We start from the raw sequence: 23,054 nt of genomic DNA, 5'->3' as shown, positions 1-23,054 counted from the left end.
AATCACATTGAAAATAAGCATAATTATGTCCATATGAATTAGCGTAATAAATACATAAATGTTATGAAAAGTGAATTAACACCAAGATTTATCAAGTCATTACAAAGAAATAATGATCAGATCAGAGAAGACAGGGCTCGGATTATCGGGGAGGATGCACAACTGATCTACAGGCGCAGAGTTGAAGATATCGAACTTAAAATAAAAAGACTTGAACGAGAACAGGAAGGGCTTATTGACATCAGTCCTTTGGACAGAAACAGCTTGACATTTGCGGACTTTAATTCCGAAACATTTGTTCAAAAAGACATTGAATTATCATTAACAATCAGAAATCTGAATATTCAGCTTGAGGTAGCACAAAAGAGATTTGAATATTTATTTGCAAAAACAAGATAAGCCATGGGAAGTACAAGATATGATTTAGATGCTCGTTATGACAGAGCAAGTAAAGCTGGTTACGGAACAAAATCCGCAGGTGAAATTTTCACTCAGAACGCAAAGAGAAAAGCACATTCATCAATGATCCCAAGCGGGATTTCTTTCAGAGAGTCCAGAGATTCGGAAGTGCATCCCAATTCAGTTCCCGTTATTCTGGGCCTGGATGTTACAGGAAGTATGGGGCATATTCCGCATGAGTTGATTAAAGAAGGATTGCCAAAACTGATGGGAGGTATTATACAGGGAGGAGTGCCTGATGCTGCACTTTTGTTTTTGGGAATTGGCGATCATGAGTGTGATAACTATCCACTACAAGTCGGGCAATTTGAATCCGGAGATGAAGAGCTGGATATGTGGCTTACCCGTACTTATATTGAATCCGGAGGCGGCGGGAATGCCGGGGAAAGTTATCTTTTAGCCTGGTATTTTGCTGCTTTTCATACCAGAACCGATGCCTTTGAAAAAAGAAATCAAAAAGGATTGTTGTTCACAGTAGGTGATGAACCTTGTTTGAAAGTATTGCCGGCATCTGCCATTAGAGAGATAATGGGAGCAGGTCAGCAAACTTACACTCATTATGAATTATTGGAGGAAGCTCAAAAGAAATATGAAGTATACCATATCAGTGTTTTGCATTCTGATCAGGCCATAAGAGCGGATAGGGGCTGGAAGGAATTATTAGGACAAAACTGTATATCCATCACAGATCACAGGGAAATTCCGGATGTTATTAAAGGAATCATCTGTGAAAAGTTTAAAAATAAAGCGTTTAAAACAATAGATCACGAAGGATTGGATCATATACAAATGCTTTAAATTATGAAAACGGCACAAATAGTTATAGGATTAGGATTTGGTGATGAAGGCAAGGGAATCACTACTGACTTTCTTGCCCGTCAGAATCCGGGAGCAGTTGTGATAAGGTTTTCCGGGGGCCAACAGGCGGCACATACGGTGATGATTGATGATAAAAAACATATTCATTCCAGTTTTGCAAGTGGAGCTCTTCGCGGATTGCCGTCCTATTTTACTGAACATTGTACAATTTATCCCATTTTCTTATTGAATGAAAGAGAAGAATTAAAAACAAAAAGCGGAAATATAGAGCTGCACATACATCCATTGGCAAAAGTGACCACACCGTTTGATATATGGCAAAACAGGACCAATACAAAAAACCTGGAACATGGTACCTGTGGAAAGGGAATAGGCGCTACCATGAAAAGACACGAAAGCCCCTATAAACTATTTGCCATAGATTTAATAGCTCCCAGAACAATGCTGGTTGAAAAGTTGAAAGGTATTGCTTATTACTATGGCTTTATGGATGATCATCAGATCGAAGAAGAATTGCGGACTTTTTTACAAGTTATAGATTTAATAGATTGGAAAATAGATGATTATTCCTATTTAAAATCATTTGATCATCTTATATTTGAAGGAAGCCAGGGGATCTTACTGGATATGGATCATGGTATTTTTCCCAATGTGACCTATGCTCATACGACCTCAAAAAACGCATATGAAATCTGCAGACAATTGAATATTGAAGCCATAGAAATGTTTTATATCACAAGAAGTTATGCAACACGCCACGGAAATGGATGGATGAGCAACGAAAACGCAATGGTATTAAAAAATAATGAAGAAGAAACCTGTACTTTTAACGAATACCAGAAGGAGCTCAGAGTAGGTGAACTAGATTATAAACTGTTGAATTATGCTTTAAAACTAGATGCAGCCTATAGCTGTTCAACAAAGAAAAATCTTGTGGTGACTTGCCTGGACCAGATTGATGATGAATTTAAGGTGGATAAACTGGAAGTGAAATTTGATAATATTTATGGTTCATATTCCCCATATTCAAAAGATTTTAAAAAGCTTTTTTGATGGCTGTAAAATGAGGTATTAATTTTTATCTTTAAAGAATTGGGAGCGAAAATGATAATGAATTATTGTAGGAAATATTAAAGTGATCAAAGTGTTTATAGGTAACGGTTTTGAAAAAGCAAGAAGTACTGAGCTGGAAAACTTGATGACAAGCATAAAAAACAACAGTGACGAATAAAGGAATGACAAAAGATACTGAAGAGATATAATGAATATCAGATTAAAAAAATATAAAGAACAGCTTAAGGTTTGGCCTCAACAAGGGCATTATATCATGGCTCAATATGATGATGAAAAGATTGTAGTGTATCAATCCTATAGAAAAGAAATAGGAAAATTTGCTGTTAAAAAACAATTCTTTGGCGGAGGTTTCAGCCTCGAAAGAATGACTTGGATAAAACCTAATTTTCTTTGGATGATGTACCGTAATGGTTGGGGAAGAAAAGAAGATCAGGAGTACGTTTTGGCCATTCATTTGAAAAAAGATGCTTTCAGGAAATATCTGGAAAATGCAGTATATTCTTCTTACAATGAAAAGCTTGGATTCTCAAGAGAAGAATGGCAGGACCATATAAAAAAATCCTCAGTTAGATTACAATGGGATCCAGATCATGACCCATTTGGAAATAAATTGGAACGAAGAGCAATACAAATAGGTTTGCGGAATGAATTTATACGTTCTTTTGCCAAAGATGATATTATTTTAATTGAAAATATTTCAGATTTTGTGAAGCAACAATACCAGTTTGTATTAAATAATGATTTAGAAAACTTAATAATTCCTGAAGAAAAACCATTATTATTTGATGATGAGGTTTTAAATAGAAGATTGAACCTTGATTAAGTGATTTATAAAAAACTATTAGAATAAACCAATGAAAAAACTAACCATATTAAGCGGTGCCGGAATCAGTGCCGAAAGCGGAATAAAAACTTTCAGAGACGGAGACGGTCTTTGGGAAAACCATAATGTAACGGATGTGGCAAGTCCGGAAGGATGGAGAAAAGATCGGGCTTTGGTCTTGGAGTTTTATAACCAGAGAAGACGCCAGCTTCATGAAGTACAGCCTAATGATGCCCATAAGCTATTGGCAGAACTGGAAAAGTATTTTGATGTACAGATCATTACCCAAAATATTGATGACCTTCATGAAAGAGCAGGTTCTACCAATATTCTTCACATTCATGGAGAATTATTCAAGTCTTGTTCGTGCAACGATAAAAGCCTGATTTATGAACAGAAAGGTGATATTAACATTGGAGACAAGGCGGAAGACGGAGCCCAATTAAGACCTTTTATTGTTTGGTTCGGAGAAGATGTTCCATTATATCAGACAGCAAGGGAAATCGTAAAAGAATCAGATATTTTATTGGTTATTGGCACTTCCCTCCAGGTATATCCGGCAGCAGGACTCATCCATGATATCAAAGATGACTGTCTTCTGATTGTTATCAATCCCAATGAAACAGGATTTGGCTACGGACAACGGGCTGTGGTGATAAAAGAAACGGCAACCCAGGGAATGAAACTGTTATTTGATAAGCTGGTAAATCTTGCATGATAGAAAATAAAGTAAAAGCCGGTATTTTGGGTGTTTGCATTGGAGATGCCCTCGGTGTTCCGGTAGAATTCAAAACAAGAGAAGATCTGAAAAGAAATCCGGTAACAAAAATGCTGGAATACATGTCCTGGAATCAACCCAAAGGAACCTGGAGTGATGACAGTTCTCTTACGCTTTGCCTTGCGGAAGAACTTACCAAAAGTTACGACCTGGAAAAGATCGGACAGAGCTTTGTAAAATGGTATAAATACGGGCACTGGACCGCTCATGGAAAACTTTTTGATATCGGAGGTACTACAAGACATGCCATTGCAAGGTTGGTAAAAGGAGAAAGTGCCAGGCTCTCAGGAGATATTTTTGAAGAAGACAATGGAAACGGATCGTTAATGAGAATCCTTCCCCTTGCTTTTTATCTCAGAAAAGAAGAAGACATCCAGAAGGTCTATAAGACCGTACAAGAAGTTTCAGCAATTACCCATGGACATTTTCGTTCTGTATTTGCATGCTTTATATATGTGGTTTTTGCGATTCAATTAATAAATGGAAAAAGCAAAAAAGATGCCTATACGCTTACGCAGCAATTGGTGTTGGAATATTCAGATTTTCAAGGATTTAACCCGAAAGAGATTGAACTGTTTTATCGGGTGTTAAAAAATGATATTTCCAGGTATTCAGAAGACGAGATCAGGAGTGGCGGATACGTTCTTCATAGTTTAGAAGCCTCATTATGGTGTTTTTTAAACTCAGGAGATTTTCCGGAAGCTGTTTTGAAAGCTGTTAATTTAGGGGAAGACACAGATACTACGGGAGCCATCACAGGAGGTCTTGCCGGAATTTATTATGGTTTTGAAAATATTCCTCAGGAGTGGATTGATGAATTGGCGAGAAAGGGCGATATTGAGCAATTGTGTGGTAAGTTGCAACAAAAATTAATGAATTAAATACAAACCATGAATGAAATAGAAAAGAAAAAAATAAGTAAATTTTTAAGCCTGATTCTGAGGCATCAACCGGAAAATATAGATTTAAAGTTAGATGAGAACGGTTGGGCTAATGTTGAAGAATTGAGAGAAAAATCAGCAAAAAAGAATATGTGTTTCACATTAGATGAATTAGATGAGGTAGTGGAAACCAATAATAAAAAACGATTTGCTTTTAATGAAGATAAAACCATGATCAGAGCAAGTCAGGGACATTCTATTGATATAGACCTGGCTCTGGAAGCACAACAGCCACCGGATTTCCTATACCATGGAACAGCGGAAACCAATATCCCTTCCATTTTGAACAACGGGATTGAAAAAAGAACTCGTCAGCATGTGCATTTAAGTGCTGATAAAGAGACCGCTACAAGAGTGGGGATGAGACATGGAAAACCTGTAATTCTTACAATCAGAAGCGGAAAGATGTATGAGGACGGGTTATCTTTCTATCTTTCGGCAAACGGAGTCTGGCTGACAGACTTTGTAGATGCAAAATATATTTCAAAGTAATATGGGCAGAACATTAGTCATAGGAGACATTCATGGAGGCCTTAAGGCCTTGCAACAAGTTTTGGAAAGGGCAGACGTTAGAGAAAATGACCAGCTTATCTTTCTTGGAGATTATGTAGATGGATGGAGTGAGTCTTCACAGGTGATTCGGTTTTTAATTGAGCTTTCAGAAAAGCAAGATTGTATATTTATTAAAGGCAATCATGATGCCTGGACGGAAGATTGGCTCAATTCCGGAAATGAGCCGGATGTATGGCTTTTTAACGGTGGAAAAAGTACTGTTGAAAGCTATGCCGGCTATTCTCCAGAAGACAGAAACATCCATCTTGAGTTCTTTCAACGGATGAAAAACTACTATATCGATGAACAAAACTATCTGTTCATTCATGCAGGCTATTCTTCTATGCATGGGCCGGAAAAAGAAGTATATTCCAGCAATTACCGTTGGGACAGAACCCTTTGGGAAACCGCAGTTGCAATGGATAAAAAGCTTGAGAAAAATTCAGAACTCTATCCCAAGAGACTGCTTTTATATAAAGAAATATTTATCGGGCATACTCCAACCCTGCATATTGGGAGTAAAACGCCTGTAAATAAAGCTAATATCTGGAATTTGGATACCGGAGCAGCCTTTACCGGAGCCTTATCCATTATGGATATTGATACTAAAGAATTCTGGCAAAGTGATGTACTGCCATCCTTATATCCTAATGAAAATGGACGCAACGGATGAGGTAATCATTATTTGACAGGAAGATAAGATGAGGTATGTTTTCGTCTTTAACCCTCATAGGTTTAAAATCTATGAGATTTTAAGTTTTTATAGAATAATAAACAACAGAATTTGGAATTTTTACATTTTGTTTTTTTTGACCCAATCATATTGTCTAATTTTAAATCCCGAAAATATATTCCGATAATGAAACTGAAATATCTGTTACTCACGCTTAGCTGTTCCTTAATCTTTGCCCAAAAATCATTTCAGACTCCTTTTGAAAAAGGAAATGGCAATCAGACCGTTACTTATGATGAAATGAATGCTTATTACAATGATCTGGCAAAAAGTTTTAACAGTATTCAGTATCTGAAAAAAGGAGAAGATGATAATGGAAAACCTATCTATGTAGTAATTTACAATCCCTTTCCTGAAAAAAATATTGATAAACTGAGAAAAAGTAAAGCCATACTTTTCGTCAATAACGGAATCCATCCCGGAGAACCCGACGGAATAGATGCCACGATGATGCTGATGAGAGACCTTGCAACTAAAAAAATTAAGACTCCCCAAAACTTTATTATTGCTGCTATTTCAGCCTATAATATCAGCGGAATGCTGAACAGGGGATCTTATTCCAGGGCCAATCAGAATGGGCCGGAACAGTATGGCTTCAGGGGGAATGCGAGAAACTATGACCTGAACAGGGATTTCATCAAAGCAGACTCTAAAAACGCAAGAAGTTTCCAGGAGATTTATCAATGGCTGAAACCGGATGTTTTTATCGATAACCATGTCAGTAACGGAGCCGATTATCAATATACCTTTACCTATATTTCTACATTTAAAGAACGTCTGGGAAATGTTCTCGGCAATTATTTTTATAATGTATATCAGGCTAAAAACCTTGATGATATGAAAAAACTAGGCTATGAAAGCACTCCTTATGTAAACATTCACGGGGATGTTCCGGAAGTAGGCTTTGCTGCTTTTGAAGACTCTCCTAGATATTCTACAGGGTATGCTTCGTTATTCAATTCTTTAGGAACGGTACCTGAAACCCACATGCTGAAGCCTTATGACAAAAGAGTAGATGCTACCTACAAATACATGTTGGTAAATCTTGAAAATCTGGATAAAGATTACAGCAAAATAAAACAACTGCGCCTTGATAATTTAAAGCAATATCAGGCAGGGAAACAATATGGAATCCGTTGGAAAATTGACTCTACGAAATTTTCTACGATGGATTTCAAAGGATATGAAGGAAAGTATAAACCCAGTGAAATTTCCGGGAAGCCAAGATTATATTATGATAGAAATAAGCCGTTTACAAAAAATATAAAACTGTTTACTACAGCCGTTCCTACAGGATATATCACAATTCCTAAATACTATGTAATCCCACAGGCACAATACCGGGTTTTGGATGAATTTAAAAGAAACGGAATTCAAATGAAACCCTTACAGAAGGATAGTACAATTGCTGTAGAATCATATAGGATTAAAGATTTTAAAACCGTTAAAAACCCGTATGAAGGCCACTATCTGCATTATGAAACGACGGTAGATACCACCAGTAGGAACCTCGGGTTTGCTGCCGGAGATTATTTAGTTCCTACAGATCAGTCTGGGGTAAAATATATCATAGAAACACTTGAGCCGGAAGCGTTAGACTCATTTTTCAACTGGAATTTTTTTGATGGAATCCTGGCTCAGAAGGAATATTATTCTGCTTATATTTTTGAAGATACCGCCGCTGAATTGCTGAAGAAGGATAAAAAACTGAAAGCGGCATTTGAAGCTGCAAAAGCTTCAGATAAAAAATTGTTGGAAGATGGGACTGCTCAATTGGACTGGATCTACAAAAATTCGCCTTATTTTGAAGAAAAAACGTTCAGACAGTATCCTATATATAGAGTTTTATAATTAATTTGTTAAATAAAATATAATCGAAAAATAGTTGATTAACAATCTTTTTGTGTTTTGTAATTAATATTATTTTGTTTTTAATTTTTTGTAATAAAATTAACTAAATTGGTATTAAAATACGTGATATGAAAAAGATTTATCAATTATTGATGGGATTATGCCTTCTGCCTTCAGGTATCGTAGCGCAATATACCCAAAGTTTTGATTCAGCAACAATGCCATCAGATTGGACGATTATTAATGGTGGTGATCCCGGAACCTGGAAAACATGGAGCACTTATGATAGCAACTTTAATAGCCCGCATTCCGGGTCTCATTTTTTAGGTTTGAAATATGGAAGCACTGCACATGATGATTATGCTGTAAGCCCTGCAATAACCATAACGGCAGGAGTATCAGATAAATTAACTTTCTGGGCCCGAAACAGAGGCTCCGGACTCGCTGAAAAATTTGATGTCAGAATATCAACAACGACTCCGACAGCAGCAGCGCTTACCGATACACTGGCGGCTTTGGTAACACCACCCGAAACGTGGACCCAATATACATATGATTTAACTCCTTATGCTGGACAAACAATTCATATCGCATTCTATTCATCCACGAACGATATCTGGTTCGTCGGAATAGATGATTTTGAGGTATCCGGAAATAATCTAAGTGTTGCTGACGTAACTAAACATAAAGCCTCCGTCTATCCTAATCCGGTGAAAGATATTTTAACGATCAAAAGTGAAGGCAAAATCTCAGAAATAAGCCTGTTTGATCTCACCGGAAAATTACAGAAAAAAGAAAAGATGAACTCAGCTAATGCCACAATCAATGTAAGCGATCTGTCTACAGGTAATTATCTACTTAAAATCAAGGAAGAAGGGAAAGAAAAAATTTATAAAATAATAAAAGAATAATCCCCAATAAAAAAGACGTTTCAACCGAAACGTCTTTTATTTTATCTTGGTAAACCTCTTTTTAAGGCTAGTTCTGCTCTTTTAATGGCGACTTTCTCCTTCCAGTCCATATATTTCTTTTTGAAATTAGACTTCATTATGTCGTCAAACTTACGCTGTACCGTCAGGTTCCATAACGAATGTGCCTTTACGGCCCATGATTTGTCCCATGCCCTTAGTGAGATGGAAAAAGAACCGTCCAGGTATTTCATCCAATGCCACCATCCGGTAGGCATAAATAGCGTATCACCATGTTCAAGGAAACATTCTATTCCTTCTACACCATTCAAAGCAGGGAATTTGGTAAAATCAGGATTTTCGATGTCATAATCTTCCAGAGCATATGTTGCATAAGGAATCTGATATAACCTTTCCTTCCATTTATAGTCAAAAAGAAGGATATGTTTTCTTCCGTTGAAGTGAGTATGGAAAATGTGAGCCATATCAATATCAAAATGAAGGAATGTTACAGAGCCTTTACCCCCAAAAAACATATTGGGATATTTATCCAGGAAACCTCCCATTAATTCTTTAGGAGAAATATAGTCTTCCAAAAGTTTCGGGGCATACTTTATAGGATCGAAAAGGAAAATTCTGAGATCCGTAGGCTCCCGTTGGATAAGGTCTATATAATCCCCGAATTTCATTTTCGCAGCAGAAGCGTTGATGGGAGCAGAAGGATCAGCCTTTGAGCTATCATATAGCGGGACCTCCACATCTCCTACAACCTCCTTCATATATTCCATCGTCCATTTTTGGTAAGCAGGCCATTTTTTTGCCATATTCCTGATGACAACGGGCCTTCTTGGCTTTAGATATTTTTCGTAGAAATCTTCTTTTGAAATGTCATCTACAACATCTATAGGCTTTAAAATTATTCCCATTTGATATATTTTATGTTACAAAATTATTAAATTAAAAATATATGAACACGTGTTTAAATTTTTTTTTATCTATGATTCAAATCATTGTTTACTATTCAGATTAAAATAAAATACCCTGTTCATACAAGCTGCATGTTTTTGCATTAAAGAAAATATAGATATACTATAACCTTAAAATGTTGAAGTGGGATGAACCTTATTTTATTTAAATCATAAAAGATGGAAAAAATTTCAGATAGACCGTGAATTACTTTTTATTTACTATCTTCTTTCCCTTACATTATAAGTAACAAACTGCCCGGTTCTGTTACCATTGGGAATGGGAAAATAGAAATATGGAAAATATAACTATTTTTGTAGTGATATGGGTTTAACTTTTCAAATTTAAACTGATCTTAAGAAAAGTGTAACGAAAAAGTACAATTAATAACTAATTAGGCAAATAACAAACATGAGAAAGATTACCTCTTTATTCCTGATGCTTTTTTTTATAACATCAGCTTTTGCACAAAAAACAGTATCTGGTAAGGTTACAGACGATGACGGGGTGGCTATACCAAGTGCAAGTGTTATTATTGAAGAGCCTGGTAAAGATGCTATCCTCGCCTACGGAATCACCAATGCCAAAGGAGAATATAAAGTAACCTTTACTTCTGCAGAGGCCAATGTTGATCTTAAAGTAAAAGCGTTCAACCAGAAACCCCTTACAAAGCAGATCAGTAATAGTGACCAGGTTCTTAATTTCAAAATGCAGTCTGAGGCTACCGAAATAAAGGAGGTACAGCTGAAAACTAAAATGATCACTGCGAGAGGAGATACCATTTCTTATGACCTTAAAGCCTTCAACAGTAAAAATGACAGGACACTGGCGGATGTGATGAAAAAAATTCCCGGAATTGAAGTCAATAAAGATGGTACAATTCTCTACCAGGGAAATGCAATCAATAAATTCTATGTCAATGGGAAAGACCTCATGGAGGGGGGTTATGGTACCATCAACAATTCGCTTCCCAAAGATGCGGTACAAAAAGTGGAAGTACTTGAAAACCATCAGCCGGTAAAAATTCTTCAGGACAAAGTTCCATCGGATCAGGCAGCCATTAATATCAAACTTAAGAATTCTGTGACGATGACCGGCAGAGGAGAGGTAGGAACAGGTTTTGGTGAACCATGGCTTTGGAACGTAAAGCTTACCCCTATGTTTTTCGGGCAGAAAAGCCAATGGGTAGTCAATTATAAAACCAATAATATGGGCGAGCAGGTAGAGAGCGAAGGGAATATTCTGGCATTCGGAAGCAGCTGGGAAGGAAGAAGGAGCAATGTCTCGCAGAATAACTGGCTGAATGTGGAAAACGCAAGTGTACCCGCTCTTCCCGTAAAAAGATATTTGATGAATAGTGTGCATTATCTTTCGGCCAATTATCTTACCAATATTGACAAAAATAAAGAATGGGAGCTTAAGGCTAACGCCAATTATACCAATAATGCTGTAGAAAGAGAGTCTGAAAGTACAACAAATGACTTCCAGCAAAATGCTCAATATGCCAATAAATTCATCAATAACTTTTATACCGATAAGCTGAAAGGAGAGCTTATTTTTACTAAAAATGCTAAAAAAGGCTTCTTTAAAAATACCACAACATTTTCTCAATATTGGAATGGTGACAGGACCAATGCTTACAGAAAAGATCAGCTTTCGGAAAGAACCGGAATGGAAGCATTGCAATCTCCCACATCTTCTTTCCAGAACTCCTTAAGTACCATTATCCCATGGAAAGAGAAGATGATTAACCTGAAGTCTTATATCAACTATCAGGATGACAGGCAGGATCTTCAGATTTCTCCGGCCAATTATATGCAGATTCCTTTCAGGGACTCCACGGACGGTCCATTGAAAACAATAGATTTTGTTCCCGGAAGCACAGCATTACAACGCTTTAGAATCAGAACATTAGATACTTCACATTCCGCGAATGTAAGCTTTACAAAAAAAGGCTGGACATTCACTCCTCAGGTAGGATTGGATTACTCCACCAATAAATTGGATACCAATTTTGATGGGGTCACCATATCCGGAAATCCGGATTTTAATAGCTCTGCCTATGAAAACAGTTTGAAATTTACTGAAATCATTCCTTCAGCCTCTGTAGGGGTGAATTATAAATCGGAAGCCTGGAGCTTATTTGCCAATTTCCCGGTAAATTTTAATAACATTAAGGCAGACGATGCATTGAGAAATGTGTCCAAAACACTGAACAAAACAACCTTTACCCCTAATATTTTTGTTCAGTATTCATTTGCCTCTTTTTTTAAAGCAAGTGTAAACGGAAATATCAGCAATAATTTCGGAGATATACAGACTGCCTATGGAGGATATATCATGACAAATCCGGGAAGCTTTAATGTGATGAATCCTTCAAACCCGATACCTCAATCTACTACCAACAGTTTAGGAGGAAGATTAGAATATAGAAACCCGCTTAATAATCTTTTCTTCAATGTAGGAGCAAGATTGGGAGATACCAAAAACAACCTGATTGCATCCACATCTGTTAACCAATACGGATTCAGGGTAACGGAATACCTGGAAAGAGAAAATAAAAAAACCAGTAATAGCTATTATGCAGAGATAGGAAAATACTTCCCAAAATTTAAAACCAATGCCTCATTAACCTACAATAAAACAATTTCAAAAACCCAGGCCATACGAAATACTGATTTTGTTGATACTAAAAGTGACGGAAATACATTCGGGATCAAATTTAATAACACTTACTTCTCATGGATGAGTATAGACTTTAATGCCTCCAAAACATGGAATAAGCAATCAAATATTTTCCTGACAGGGAATCTGGGAAAAGCAGAAGAATATACCCATAATTTGAACGTTTACTTCTATCCACTGGAAAACCATACGATAGGATTTTATTGGGATCAGATCAATTCAAAATCGGGAGACACAAAATATAATAACGGATTCTTTGATCTTTCCTATCAGTTTTCGTGGTCCAAAAAGAAAGTGGATTTTGAACTGAAATGGATGAATATTGCCAACAAAAAAGTATTTGAAAGAATCGATATTGATAACGCTACCATTACACAGACAGCCATGAAGCTTCGCCCAAGCCAGGTAATGTTGACGGTAAAATTCAACTTTAAATAAAAATAAAAACCAATCTATCCGGATTGGTTTTTTTGTTGGAATATTTTGTATTTAAAAACTTTGCTGATCAGCAGACGGGCCATAGCTTCCCGGAAGCGGAATATCATTTAACCTGTAATAAACACCCAATTGTGCTCTATGGTGTGTAATTTGATTCAAGGCATGGCGGATGGCTCCGTATTTGCTCCAACTGGCTAATTCATGCCCGTCATTTTTAATAGTCCAGCTGGGATTAAGCTGTTCTTCATGAGCATTTTCCAGAGCCTTTTTTCCTGCCTGATAACTTTCTTCTAATTTATTTAAAAGATCTTCTTTGGTGGAAAGCCGGGTCGGCTGATACTCTCCTTTCGCAAAATCCAGTTCAGAAGTATTCAGGATGGTATTGGGCCATTCAAAGACTTCTACCAGGTGTGTAGCCAGTGGCATCATTTTCATGCTTTTTTCATGGGGAGCATAATCATTTTTTCCTTCCGGAAACAATTCAATAAATTTTTTTGTGGTTTGAAATTCTCCTTCCAGTTCGGATTTTAATTGAGATAAAGTGTCCATAATATTTTGTTTTTTGGAAACTTAAAGGTACGCGTTTTTAGAAAGAAAATGTTGTAAGGAAATCACAATTTTTTGTCAGCGTCTGCCAATGAAATACAAAAGACCAATCTTAAAAAAATAATTTCAAAAAAACTGTAACAAAATAAAACTTATGATTACTAATTATATTAAACTTGCTACAATGAAAAAGTTATTCTCGGTATTTCTTTTTGCTCTTTTTGCTTTTGTTGGAGCTCAGGAGTCTAAAGAAACAGCCAATCGTTTCTTTTATGAACTAACTTTTAAGCCGAAGAAGGATTCTGCAAAGCTGGAAAAAGTAATGATGTCTCTTGATATAGTGAAAGACAGATCTATTTATAGGGATTTTACAGCTATTGGACAGGATTCTATTCTGAAAGTTCAATTTGAGGCAATGAAAAAGGCAGGAGTTTTAAAGGATTTATCCAAATCTTTTAAAATGCCAAAGTTTTCTGAAAAAATTGTGAAGACCTATCCGGATATGAAAATCCAATACATCGAAAGAATTGCGAACGGGTTTTCTCCTATGAATATCGGATATAATGAAACATTGAAGTTAGACTGGAAAATTTCTGACGAAAAAGCAAAAATTGGAGCCTACAATGCCCAGAAAGCAACAACGGAATTTGCCGGAAAGAAATGGACGGCTTGGTTTAGCTCAGAACTTCCTTTTCAGGATGGACCGTATAAATTTTCAGGACTTCCAGGCTTGATCGTGAAGATTGAAGACGAAGGCAAAAATTATTCCTGGGTTCTTCAGGGAAATAAAAAAATTCCAAACTGGGAAGAACTGACATATATGGAAAAGCTTTCCAATGTTGGTTTAAAAGTAACAGAAATGCCAAGAGAAAAGTTTGAAAAAACGTTCAATGATTTCAAAAAAGATCCATTTGCTACAGCAAGACCTCTGATGACTCAGGAAATCATGTCTAAAACAATTCCTGGAATGGATGGAACAATTGGAGACATGATGAAGAAGCAGGAAAAGATGTATAAAGATTTCTTCAATGCTAATGATAATCCCATTGAGCCTCCTTATGAAAAACTGAAAGTGGGGAAAGTAGAAAAAGTCGGAAAAGAAAACTAAACAAGACTTCATATCAACTAAATTATATTTCAAATCACCCCAGATACAGCAATGTATTTGGGGTGATTTCTTTTATACCAAAACGTTATTTAGATTAAATTTAAATAACGTATATTTGCAGGACTAAAAATCAGGCTTTGAAAGAGAACGGTTTACATAAATTAAGTGGATTCCCTAAAAATAAAATAGGGAAGATATTGGGGTATGATAATGACCATCTGAAAATGCCCAATAAAATCATTGAAATGGGTCTCCTTCCGGAAACGGTTTTCAGGATTTTATACCAGGCTCCGTTCAATGGACCAATGTATGTAGAATTTGGAGCAGAGAAAAGCCGGATTGCTCTTCGCGAGGAAGAAGGAGAATACATCATTGTTGAAGAATTGAATTAATGCAGGAAAATAAGAAAAAACAGATCCTTTTAGTCGGGAATCCCAATGTGGGAAAGTCGACGGTTTTCAATACCCTTTGTAATAAAAAGCAGAAAACCGGGAACTACGCCGGCGTTACCGTGGCAAGCCATTCGGGAAACTATGTCTATAAGAATGAGGAAGTGGAAGTTATTGATCTTCCCGGATCTTACAGTGTTTATCCGAGTTCTGAAGATGAGGCTATTTTTTCAAAATACCTTATTGATGAACAGAAAAACTATGCAGGAGTTGTGTATATTCTGGAAGCCCTGAGCCTAAAAAGAGGCCTTCTCCTGTTTCAGCAGATTCAGGATCTGGGTGTTCCTATGATTTTGATTGTCAATCAGATTGATCAGGCAGAAAGAAGAGGAGTAACCATTGATATCCAAAAATTTTCTGCAGCTTTAGGCATTAAAATTATTCAAACGAATGCTAAAGAGCAGATCGGAATTGATGAAATCAGGGAAGCTGTTTATAACAATGAGTTTGTCAATACAGGAAAAGTTTCATTTGAAACTCCCAATGAACATAAAGCCTTTATTCAGAAATTAGCTTCTCATAAAGGATTTGATAATGAATACAAAGCCTGGATGAGCCTGTCATTGGGAACAGATTTGGGAAGAATAGAATCTGTCGGGGAACTGATGGAAGAAAATGGACCCAAGAGTTTGGTTCCTAAAAGACTACAGGTACAGGAAACTGTCAGGAGATATCAGAACGTTGATAAAATTTTAGAAGATGTAATTTCAAAAAAACCTCAGTTTAAAGAGCTGCTGACGGAAAAGCTGGATAAGGTTTTGGTTCACAGGTTCTGGGGATATGTGGTTTTTATGGCCATTTTACTTCTCATTTTCCAAAGCGTATTTTTCCTGGCTGAATATCCGATGAGCTGGATTGAAAGTTTTTTTTCATGGTTATCTGCATTTACCAGTGAGCATCTTCCGGAAGGACCTGTTAACTCTCTTATTTCCAACGGAATTGTTCCGGGAATCGGGGGGATTGTAGTTTTTGCACCTCAGATCGGGATTTTATTATACTTCCTTTATCTGCTGGAGGATTCAGGATACATGGCAAGAGTGGTTTTCCTGATGGACAGACTGTTGCGGCCATTCGGGTTGAATGGTAAAAGTATTGTTCCGCTTGTTTCAGGAACAGCTTGTGCTATTCCCGCGGTAATTTCTACCAGGAATATTGAAAACGTTAAAGAAAGGTTGCTGACAATCCTGGTAACCCCCTTCATGACCTGTTCCGCGAGACTCCCGGTATACAGTATCATTATCGGCCTGATTATTTCAGAAGGAACATTTTTAGGCATAAAATATAAAGCACTGGTTTTGATGGGAATGTATCTGCTGGGATTTTTAGTGGCTTTATTTTCTGCTGCCATTCTTAAAAGATTTATTAAAGATAAAGGTAAAACCTATCTGGTAATGGATCTTCCTGCTTATAAAAAACCGCTTTTCGGATATGATCTTAGGATGGTTTTAGGAAAAGTGTGGGATTTTATTACCGGAGCCGGGAAAATTATATTCATTGTGAGTATCATCATCTGGTTTTTAAGCTATTTTGGACCTAAACAACAACCTGACCAGCTGGTAGCAACCAATGTAGAGCTGGATCATTCTTATCTGGCAAAGATGGGGAAAGGAATAGAACCGTTGATTGAGCCATTGGGGTACGACTGGAAAATGGGAGTAGGGATCCTTACCAGCTTTGTAGCAAGAGAGGTTTTCGTAGGAACGATGTCTACCTTATACAGTTTGGAAGATGATGCTCCCGAGGTAAAAGTAATTGATAAAATGAGACAGGACGTAAAACCGGACGGCGAGAAAGTATTCAGCTTTGCGACGGGAATTTCAGTTCTTTTATTTTATGCATTTGCAATGCAGTGTGTCTCTACACTTGCAGTGGTCTACAGAGAAACCAAAAGCTGGAAATGGACTGGCTTTCAGGTGATAATGATGACTGGTTTGGCCTACTTTGTATCAATGATAGTATATCAGATTTTAAAATAATGGACTCTTCACTAATTTTTCAATACATAATTATATTTCTGGTGGTTGCATTTGCCTGCTACTCACTTTTTAAGGTACTCAGAAAGAATTTTGCCCCCAAGAAGTTCAGTTCAAAAAGAACCAACTGTGATAAAGATTGTGGCTGTTCTTAACGTAAATTTCATGAGGTAATTGAAAAAAATGTAGTAAATTCATTTTTTTAATTTAAATTATCCAATTTGAACCTTCAAAAAGCAGGATTCGTTTTGTTGTTTTTATTTGCTATCCTGAGCAAAGCACAAACTGATACCGATACTGCCAATATTAAATCCTATGCGGATCAGGTTATGATTCGCGCCAACCTTGATACCAATCTTGAAAGCTTTATTTTTTCTGAAGGAGAAAATAAAGATGAAAATCAGCAGATATTTTCCATTAATAACAAAATAAAAATATCATTGTCTGTTGATTACAGGATCATCAGTGCAACACTTTCATTTGCGCCCCGTTTTTTCCCTGATAATAAAGATAATGCACTTAAGGGAAACAGTTCTTATACGGACTTCAGTTTCAGGCTTTTTCCAAAAAGATTTATTCAGACCCTCTATTACAAAAACGTAAAAGGATTTTATCTTGAAAATATGCAGGATTTTGTTCCCGGATGGCACGAAGGGAAAGATCCCCATATCCAGTTTCCGGATTTAAGGGTGCAAAGCTTCGGAGGATCTACCTCTTATGTTCTTAACAAAAATTTCTCAGTAAGAAGTATTTATACTCAGGGAGAATGGCAAAAATACAGTGGAGGCAGCTGGGTACCGTTTCTGGATTATGATCTTACTGTTTTTTCCAACACCATGGATGGACAGAAAAGTAAGGAACTCCAATATAAGATCGGAGCCAATATAGGCTACTTCTATAATTGGGTAATAGGCAAAAAAGTAAATATTGCCCCTTACCTGGCGTTCGGATTGGGAGGGAAATTTTCCAGCTTCAGAGATTATGCAGAAGGAGGATCAAAAGAAAATGCACAGTATTTCACCGTGAGAATGGAGGGCGGACTTCATGCGGGCTATAATACAGACCGCTTTTTATTTGGAGGAAAGCTGAATTTTAGTGCCTATGCTTACGATCAGAAGCAAAATCAGACCGTAGAAAACAATACTGTTTACGGCCTGCTCTATATCGGGTATCGGTTTGCTCCTCCAAAAGTGGTGGAAAAGACATACGATAAAATTCAAAAAAAGATTCCTGTTTTATAAATGAAAGGTCTTTTAATTATATTTGCGTAGAAAATTTAGAAAAAAAACTTTAAAAATAAAACATAATGTCGTTAATAAAATCTATTTCAGGGATCAGAGGGACTATAGGAGGAAAAGTAAATGATAATCTGACCCCTCTTGATGTGGTAAAATTTGCTTCGGCATTCGGGACCTGGCTTCAGAATAATAAAAATAAAAAAGACCTTACCCTTGTCATCGGAAGAGATGCAAGAATATCAGGACAAATGGTTTCTTCCTTAGTAACTGCAACATTACAGGGGCTGGGAATCAATGTGGTTGACCTGGGACTTTCTACTACACCTACGGTAGAAATAATGGTGCCCGAACTGAATGCTGACGGCGGAATTATCCTTACGGCATCCCATAATCCAAAACAGTGGAACGCCCTTAAATTATTAAATGATAAAGGAGAGTTTATCAGCGGTGAAAACGGGGCTGAAGTTCTGGCTCTGGCAGAAAGCGAAGATTTCAACTATGCAGAGGTGGATGATCTGGGGAAATATGAAACAAGAAGTGATGCTCTTGATATCCATATCCAGCAGATTCTGGCGCTTCCAATGGTAGATGCAGAAGCTATCAAAGCAAAAAAATTCAAAGTAGTACTGGATGCGGTAAACTCCACAGGAGGGATTGCTATTCCTATGCTATTGGACCAATTAGGGTGTGAAACCATAAAGCTTTATTGTGAACCAACAGGGCATTTTCCACACAACCCGGAACCTTTAAAAGAACATTTGGGAGACATTTGCGAGTTGGTGAAAAAAGAAAATGCAGACCTGGGAATTGTTGTGGATCCGGATGTAGACAGGCTTGCCCTGATTGACGAGAATGGGGAGATGTTCGGAGAAGAATATACCCTGGTTGCTGTTGCAGATTACCTGCTGAAACATAAAAATGGAACAGCCATTTCCAACCTTTCCTCAAGCCGTGCTTTAAGGGATATTGCCCGTACCCATAATTCTGAATACTTCGCCAGCGCTGTAGGAGAGGTCAATGTAGTTACATTAATGAAGGAGAAAAATGCCGTGATTGGAGGCGAAGGTAACGGCGGAATTATTTATCCTGACCTGCATTACGGAAGAGACTCTTTAGTAGGAATCGCATTGTTTCTAACGCACCTGGCAAAAGAAAACAAAACCGTTTCCAGGCTGAGGGCAGGGTATCCAAGCTATTTCATGGGAAAAAAGAAAATTGAGCTGACGCCTGAAATTGATGTAGATGCTATTTTAAGTAAGATGGAAAAGGAATACCAGAATGAGGAGATTTCTACAGTGGACGGATTGAAAATAGATTTTGAAAATAATTGGGTACACCTTAGAAAATCCAATACAGAGCCCATTATCAGAATTTACACAGAAGCAAAATCACAGGAAGAAGCAGATCAATTGGGAGACGCTATCATTGCTAAAATTAAAAGCCTTATTTAAATAATAAAGAACGGACATTGTTCCGTTCTTTTTTGTAATATATGTTCAGGAGACCGTACAGTAAGAAACCAGATACAAAAATTTAATCACAATTTCAGTTTTTTATCCACAATCCTTTTATCTGTTTTCTTTTTTTACTATTTTTATAATAGAAATTATGAACAGGAAAATTCAAAAAAAAGTTGCAACTTTGCACAAATGTTTGAATATCAGTTCAGATGTATTAATTAATTTAAAAGTTTGCCGAGGTCTGCAAGCAAATTCAGGCATCTGGCCGACTAAAGAGGACACTATTGGAAGAGTATTTTGGAAATGAACTTGTAAAGAAGTTCGAGGAAATGATGGAAAATAATGATGAATTCTACTTCGATACGGAAGAATTAGAAGACATTATTGTTTATTATTTGGAGCTTGGTGATTTTAATTACGCTGATATGGCGGTTAATTATGGACTGAAGCTTCACCCTAATTCTTTAGATATCAAGACTAAAAAACTTGAAATTCTTTTGGAGTGGGAAGAATATAATACGGCAAAAGAGCTTATCGATGAGCTGAAAGGATCCTCCATGGAAAATACAGACTTTATGGTTTGCTACGCCAAGTATTATTCGAACTTAGGAAACCCTAGAAAATCCATTGAAATTTGTAAAAAAGCACTTCAGTTAGGAGAAGAAGAAAACTTCCTCCACAACTTTATTGCAGATGAATATGTGAATCTCGGAGATCCTTTTAACGCTCTCAGACACTATAGAAAAGCACTGAAAGAAGATCCTACAGATGAATACGCATTGGAAAACTGTATGGTTTGCTTTAGTGACCTTAACAAGAGCGAGGAGGCTATTGCCTTTTTGAATGAATATTTAGATGAATTTTCTTATTCCGAAGTAGCCTGGTTCGAATACGGACAGTTCTACTTCAACAGAAAAAACTTTGAAGAAGCAATAAAGGGATATGACTATTTACTGGCTATAAACTCAAACTCTGTGGGGGTGTATGCCAATAAAGCAGCTTGTTACGAAGCTTTAGGGCAATATCAGAAAGCAATTGAAACGTATGAGGAAATGCTTGAATTGGAATACACCAAGGCATTTACTTTTTATAAAATCGGGTTGTGTAATAAAGCTTTAAAACAACCTATTTTAGCACTCAATGCATTCCAGAAATCATTAAGAGAAGACCCACAGTTTTATCTTGCCATGATGGAACAATCCTACCTGTACGAAGAAATGGGAGGAATGACGGAAGCGCTGCATTTTGCAAAAGAAGCTACCCAGCTGAACGAAAATAACCTAGACTATCAAAAGAGACTGGCGTTTCTGTTCATTGATTCAGGAAAATTTGAAGAAAGTCTTTCCTGTCTTAAAAAACTTGTTGATGCAGAACCGTCAAGGTTTTATAACTGGTACGCCTATTCAGAAGTATTAATGCTTTTAGGGGAATACGAAGAAGCGGTTACAGTTCTCAATAAAGCCGTGAAAAAACATTACAGGGCTGAGCTGTTTTACCAGCTGAGTAACTGTTTTTTCAATCTGAAAGAGCAGGATAAAGGCCTCGAATCTCTTCAGAAAGCCCTGGATCTGGATTCGTCCCTGGCGAAAGATATGCAGAAAAAATATCCTTTCATCAAGGATGAAGTGAAAAAGGTAAAAGCCAGAGTAAAGAAAAACTAACTTTTATATCTCAATAAAGAATCCTGCAGCAATGCAGGATTTATTTTTTTGCAGCAGAAGAATTTGTTCTTAAAAAGATCAGCCCGGCTATGATCACTCCGGCACCAGCAAACTGCATATAAGTTAACTTTTCACCATCTATAATTCCCCAGATAATCGCTACAATAGGCATAACCAGAGTAACAGTGGAAGCAAAAAGCGGAGTAGAGACTTTCAGCAGACGGTAATTCATCATCATCGCCAGACCGGTTCCGAAAATGGAAAGCAGGCTGACAAACATTAACCCCAGCATATTGTCTTTGGAAAAGGTGAACTCAGAAAAAAATCCGGTACAGGTCAAGGCAATAATAGAAGGAAAAAGCAATACAAATGAAAACACAAAAGCAGATAAAATCGTGGAAGAAACTTCCATCAGTTTAGATTTTACCGTTGTCGTACTCAATGCATAACATAAGGTGGCCAATAACAGCAGGAGTATCGGAATCAATTTAAAAGTTGCGTTGGTTCCTCCTCCAAAGGCAAGGATACAGACTCCTGTAAAGCTTATTAATGTTCCTATAATTTGCTTTCTGGTCGTTTCAAATTTCCAGACCAACGCTCCTACAATAATCACAAAAATAGGCATCATAGAATTGATTATCCCCGCAATACTGCTGCTAACCTCCGTTTCTGCAATAGGAAATAAAAACATGGGAATAAAGTTTCCCGTAAAAGCAGCTAGAATAAGCCACTTTAAGTGCTTTTTAGGAAAAAGTTTGTAGTTGGAAATTGCAATGGGCATTAAAATAATTCCTGCAATAAGAACCCTTAGTCCTCCTACCTGAAAAGGATTGAAATGTTCCAGCGATTTTTTAATCAAAATAAAAGATGATCCCCAGATAATACTCAGGATGATCAGAAGAACCCATTTTTCTTTATCTGCGTTCATTATTTTCGTGTAAGATTTTTAAAAATTCCTGCTTAGGAATCATTCTGGCGCCTAAACTTTCCAGGTGATCAGTATGCGACTGGCAGTCAATGAGTTCCAGGTTGTTTTTATTGCTTTCCACAAAATGGATAAATCCTGCTTTGGAAGCATTGCTTACTTTAGCAAACATGCTTTCCCCACAGAAAAGATTTCCAATCTGTAAACCATAAAAACCTCCCACAAGTTCTCCGTCCTGCCATACTTCAATACTTTTTGCCAGTCCATACTCATGCAGCTGAATAAAAGAGTTCATGAGTTCGTCAGAAAGCCATGTGCCGTTTTGCCCCTTACGTTCAGATTGCTGGCAGTTTTTGATCACTTCCCTGAAATTTTTGTTCTGAGAAAAAGAGAAAACATTCTTGTTGAGAATTTTTCTCATCGATTTTGAAATTTTTATTTCATCCGGATATAAGACAAATCTTGGATCAGGGCTCCACCATAGAATTTCTTCCCCGGGATTATACCATGGGAATATCCCCAATTGATAAGCAAACCAAATACGTTCCACAGAAAGGTCGCCCCCAAAAGCAATTAGCCCTTCATGACCGTCATACAGCTCAGGATCGGGAAAAGAAATCTCGTTTTTATCTAATCGGACCATTTTTAGAAAAAAAATCCCACTTAG

The 23,054-nt window shown here is 37.0% G+C and carries 21 protein-coding genes; 17 read left to right on the top strand and 4 right to left on the bottom strand.

Annotation, left to right across the window (positions count from 1 at the left end; translation table 11 throughout):
• Positions 1-63 precede the first annotated feature (63 nt).
• From OK18_RS07540 to OK18_RS07495, 10 genes are all read left to right on the top strand, one after another.
• Positions 64-399: a hypothetical protein gene (locus tag OK18_RS07540; protein WP_053327611.1), complete on the top strand. Its 336-nt coding sequence runs from the start codon at positions 64-66 to the stop codon at positions 397-399.
• Positions 400-402: 3 nt separating this feature from the next.
• Entirely contained in the window at positions 403-1,257 is an 855-nt protein-coding gene (locus tag OK18_RS07535) for a hypothetical protein (protein ID WP_053327610.1), read from the top strand.
• 3 nt (positions 1,258-1,260) lie between these two features.
• A complete protein-coding gene (locus tag OK18_RS07530; RefSeq protein WP_053327609.1) occupies positions 1,261-2,331 on the top strand; it encodes an adenylosuccinate synthetase in 1,071 nt (356 codons plus the stop codon).
• Between the two features lie 208 nt (positions 2,332-2,539).
• The gene (locus OK18_RS07525; RefSeq protein ID WP_053327608.1) at positions 2,540-3,175 is read left to right on the top strand and encodes a DUF4291 domain-containing protein; all 636 of its coding nucleotides are present in this window, start codon (positions 2,540-2,542) and stop codon (positions 3,173-3,175) included.
• A 31-nt stretch (positions 3,176-3,206) separates the two neighbouring features.
• Positions 3,207-3,893: an SIR2 family NAD-dependent protein deacylase gene (locus OK18_RS07520; RefSeq protein ID WP_050021774.1), complete on the top strand. Its 687-nt coding sequence runs from the start codon at positions 3,207-3,209 to the stop codon at positions 3,891-3,893.
• Positions 3,890-4,834: an ADP-ribosylglycohydrolase family protein gene (locus tag OK18_RS07515; protein ID WP_316932813.1), complete on the top strand. Its 945-nt coding sequence runs from the start codon at positions 3,890-3,892 to the stop codon at positions 4,832-4,834. Before OK18_RS07520 ends, OK18_RS07515 begins: the two co-directional genes overlap by 4 nt.
• A gap of 9 nt (positions 4,835-4,843) precedes the next feature.
• The gene (locus tag OK18_RS07510) at positions 4,844-5,386 is read left to right on the top strand and encodes an RNA 2'-phosphotransferase (protein WP_053327607.1); all 543 of its coding nucleotides are present in this window, start codon (positions 4,844-4,846) and stop codon (positions 5,384-5,386) included.
• A gap of 1 nt (position 5,387) precedes the next feature.
• Positions 5,388-6,119 (top strand): metallophosphoesterase family protein, encoded by a 732-nt coding sequence (locus OK18_RS07505; protein WP_053329317.1) that lies wholly within the window; start codon positions 5,388-5,390, stop codon positions 6,117-6,119.
• A gap of 186 nt (positions 6,120-6,305) precedes the next feature.
• Positions 6,306-8,030 (top strand): M14 family metallopeptidase, encoded by a 1,725-nt coding sequence (locus tag OK18_RS07500; protein ID WP_053327606.1) that lies wholly within the window; start codon positions 6,306-6,308, stop codon positions 8,028-8,030.
• A 128-nt stretch (positions 8,031-8,158) separates the two neighbouring features.
• Positions 8,159-8,941, top strand: a complete 783-nt coding sequence (locus OK18_RS07495) for a T9SS-dependent choice-of-anchor J family protein (RefSeq protein WP_053327605.1) — start codon at positions 8,159-8,161, stop codon at positions 8,939-8,941.
• A gap of 41 nt (positions 8,942-8,982) precedes the next feature.
• Here the strand turns inward: OK18_RS07495 and OK18_RS07490 are convergent, their stop codons facing one another.
• The gene (locus tag OK18_RS07490) at positions 8,983-9,864 is read right to left on the bottom strand and encodes a cupin-like domain-containing protein (RefSeq protein WP_053327604.1); all 882 of its coding nucleotides are present in this window, start codon (positions 9,862-9,864) and stop codon (positions 8,983-8,985) included.
• Between the two features lie 451 nt (positions 9,865-10,315).
• Here OK18_RS07490 and OK18_RS07485 point away from each other — a divergent pair, with 451 nt between their 5' ends.
• Positions 10,316-13,027 carry a TonB-dependent receptor gene (locus tag OK18_RS07485; RefSeq protein WP_053327603.1) on the top strand — a complete coding sequence of 904 codons (2,712 nt, stop codon included), beginning with the start codon at positions 10,316-10,318 and terminating at the stop codon, positions 13,025-13,027.
• Positions 13,028-13,078: 51 nt separating this feature from the next.
• Here OK18_RS07485 and OK18_RS07480 read toward each other — a convergent pair whose 3' ends face one another.
• The gene (locus OK18_RS07480; RefSeq protein ID WP_053327602.1) at positions 13,079-13,576 is read right to left on the bottom strand and encodes a DinB family protein; all 498 of its coding nucleotides are present in this window, start codon (positions 13,574-13,576) and stop codon (positions 13,079-13,081) included.
• Between the two features lie 181 nt (positions 13,577-13,757).
• On the opposite strand from OK18_RS07480, the gene OK18_RS07475 reads away from it, so the two are divergent.
• The 6 genes from OK18_RS07475 to OK18_RS07450 all read left to right on the top strand — a co-directional run bounded on the left by OK18_RS07475 (position 13,758) and on the right by OK18_RS07450 (position 21,462).
• Positions 13,758-14,681 (top strand): GLPGLI family protein, encoded by a 924-nt coding sequence (locus tag OK18_RS07475; RefSeq protein WP_050021898.1) that lies wholly within the window; start codon positions 13,758-13,760, stop codon positions 14,679-14,681.
• A 137-nt stretch (positions 14,682-14,818) separates the two neighbouring features.
• Entirely contained in the window at positions 14,819-15,073 is a 255-nt protein-coding gene (locus OK18_RS07470) for a FeoA family protein (protein WP_050021778.1), read from the top strand.
• Entirely contained in the window at positions 15,073-17,106 is a 2,034-nt protein-coding gene (gene feoB / locus OK18_RS07465) for a ferrous iron transport protein B (protein ID WP_053327601.1), read from the top strand. The genes OK18_RS07470 and feoB overlap by 1 nt, the downstream gene beginning before the upstream one ends.
• A 218-nt stretch (positions 17,107-17,324) precedes the next feature.
• Positions 17,325-18,344, top strand: a complete 1,020-nt coding sequence (locus tag OK18_RS07460) for a DUF4421 family protein (protein ID WP_053327600.1) — start codon at positions 17,325-17,327, stop codon at positions 18,342-18,344.
• A 65-nt stretch (positions 18,345-18,409) separates the two neighbouring features.
• Positions 18,410-19,792: a phosphoglucosamine mutase gene (gene glmM, locus OK18_RS07455; protein ID WP_053327599.1), complete on the top strand. Its 1,383-nt coding sequence runs from the start codon at positions 18,410-18,412 to the stop codon at positions 19,790-19,792.
• 293 nt (positions 19,793-20,085) lie between these two features.
• Positions 20,086-21,462, top strand: a complete 1,377-nt coding sequence (locus OK18_RS07450; protein WP_053327598.1) for a tetratricopeptide repeat protein — start codon at positions 20,086-20,088, stop codon at positions 21,460-21,462.
• 40 nt (positions 21,463-21,502) lie between these two features.
• Here OK18_RS07450 and OK18_RS07445 read toward each other — a convergent pair whose 3' ends face one another.
• The gene (locus tag OK18_RS07445; protein ID WP_050021782.1) at positions 21,503-22,390 is read right to left on the bottom strand and encodes a DMT family transporter; all 888 of its coding nucleotides are present in this window, start codon (positions 22,388-22,390) and stop codon (positions 21,503-21,505) included.
• Positions 22,377-23,030, bottom strand: coding sequence for a leucyl/phenylalanyl-tRNA--protein transferase (gene aat / locus OK18_RS07440; protein ID WP_053327597.1), 654 nt, complete (start codon positions 23,028-23,030; stop codon positions 22,377-22,379). Before aat ends, OK18_RS07445 begins: the two co-directional genes overlap by 14 nt.
• Between the last annotated feature and the right edge of the window lie 24 nt (positions 23,031-23,054).

Origin of the sequence: Chryseobacterium gallinarum (assembly GCF_001021975.1) — a bacterium.
Classification (GTDB): domain Bacteria; phylum Bacteroidota; class Bacteroidia; order Flavobacteriales; family Weeksellaceae; genus Chryseobacterium; species Chryseobacterium gallinarum.
The sequence above is the reverse complement of the archived record's forward strand: the minus strand, read 5'-3'. Positions and strand labels throughout refer to the sequence as shown.

What these genes read in the sequence shown, in the direction of transcription:
- OK18_RS07515 (WP_316932813.1), top strand. Translation starts at nt 3,890, where the DNA reads ATGATAGAAAATAAAGTAAAAGCCGGTATTTTGGGTGTTTGCATTGGA.
- OK18_RS07495 (WP_053327605.1), top strand. Translation starts at nt 8,159, where the DNA reads ATGAAAAAGATTTATCAATTATTGATGGGATTATGCCTTCTGCCTTCA.
- OK18_RS07475 (WP_050021898.1), top strand. Translation starts at nt 13,758, where the DNA reads ATGAAAAAGTTATTCTCGGTATTTCTTTTTGCTCTTTTTGCTTTTGTT.
- OK18_RS07535 (WP_053327610.1), top strand. Translation starts at nt 403, where the DNA reads ATGGGAAGTACAAGATATGATTTAGATGCTCGTTATGACAGAGCAAGT.
- aat (WP_053327597.1), bottom strand. Translation starts at nt 23,030, where the DNA reads ATGGTCCGATTAGATAAAAACGAGATTTCTTTTCCCGATCCTGAGCTG.
- OK18_RS07530 (WP_053327609.1), top strand. Translation starts at nt 1,261, where the DNA reads ATGAAAACGGCACAAATAGTTATAGGATTAGGATTTGGTGATGAAGGC.
- OK18_RS07485 (WP_053327603.1), top strand. Translation starts at nt 10,316, where the DNA reads ATGAGAAAGATTACCTCTTTATTCCTGATGCTTTTTTTTATAACATCA.
- OK18_RS07525 (WP_053327608.1), top strand. Translation starts at nt 2,540, where the DNA reads ATGAATATCAGATTAAAAAAATATAAAGAACAGCTTAAGGTTTGGCCT.
- OK18_RS07445 (WP_050021782.1), bottom strand. Translation starts at nt 22,390, where the DNA reads ATGAACGCAGATAAAGAAAAATGGGTTCTTCTGATCATCCTGAGTATT.
- feoB (WP_053327601.1), top strand. Translation starts at nt 15,073, where the DNA reads ATGCAGGAAAATAAGAAAAAACAGATCCTTTTAGTCGGGAATCCCAAT.
- OK18_RS07540 (WP_053327611.1), top strand. Translation starts at nt 64, where the DNA reads ATGAAAAGTGAATTAACACCAAGATTTATCAAGTCATTACAAAGAAAT.
- glmM (WP_053327599.1), top strand. Translation starts at nt 18,410, where the DNA reads ATGTCGTTAATAAAATCTATTTCAGGGATCAGAGGGACTATAGGAGGA.
- OK18_RS07500 (WP_053327606.1), top strand. Translation starts at nt 6,306, where the DNA reads ATGAAACTGAAATATCTGTTACTCACGCTTAGCTGTTCCTTAATCTTT.
- OK18_RS07505 (WP_053329317.1), top strand. Translation starts at nt 5,388, where the DNA reads ATGGGCAGAACATTAGTCATAGGAGACATTCATGGAGGCCTTAAGGCC.
- OK18_RS07480 (WP_053327602.1), bottom strand. Translation starts at nt 13,576, where the DNA reads ATGGACACTTTATCTCAATTAAAATCCGAACTGGAAGGAGAATTTCAA.
- OK18_RS07510 (WP_053327607.1), top strand. Translation starts at nt 4,844, where the DNA reads ATGAATGAAATAGAAAAGAAAAAAATAAGTAAATTTTTAAGCCTGATT.
- OK18_RS07520 (WP_050021774.1), top strand. Translation starts at nt 3,207, where the DNA reads ATGAAAAAACTAACCATATTAAGCGGTGCCGGAATCAGTGCCGAAAGC.
- OK18_RS07490 (WP_053327604.1), bottom strand. Translation starts at nt 9,864, where the DNA reads ATGGGAATAATTTTAAAGCCTATAGATGTTGTAGATGACATTTCAAAA.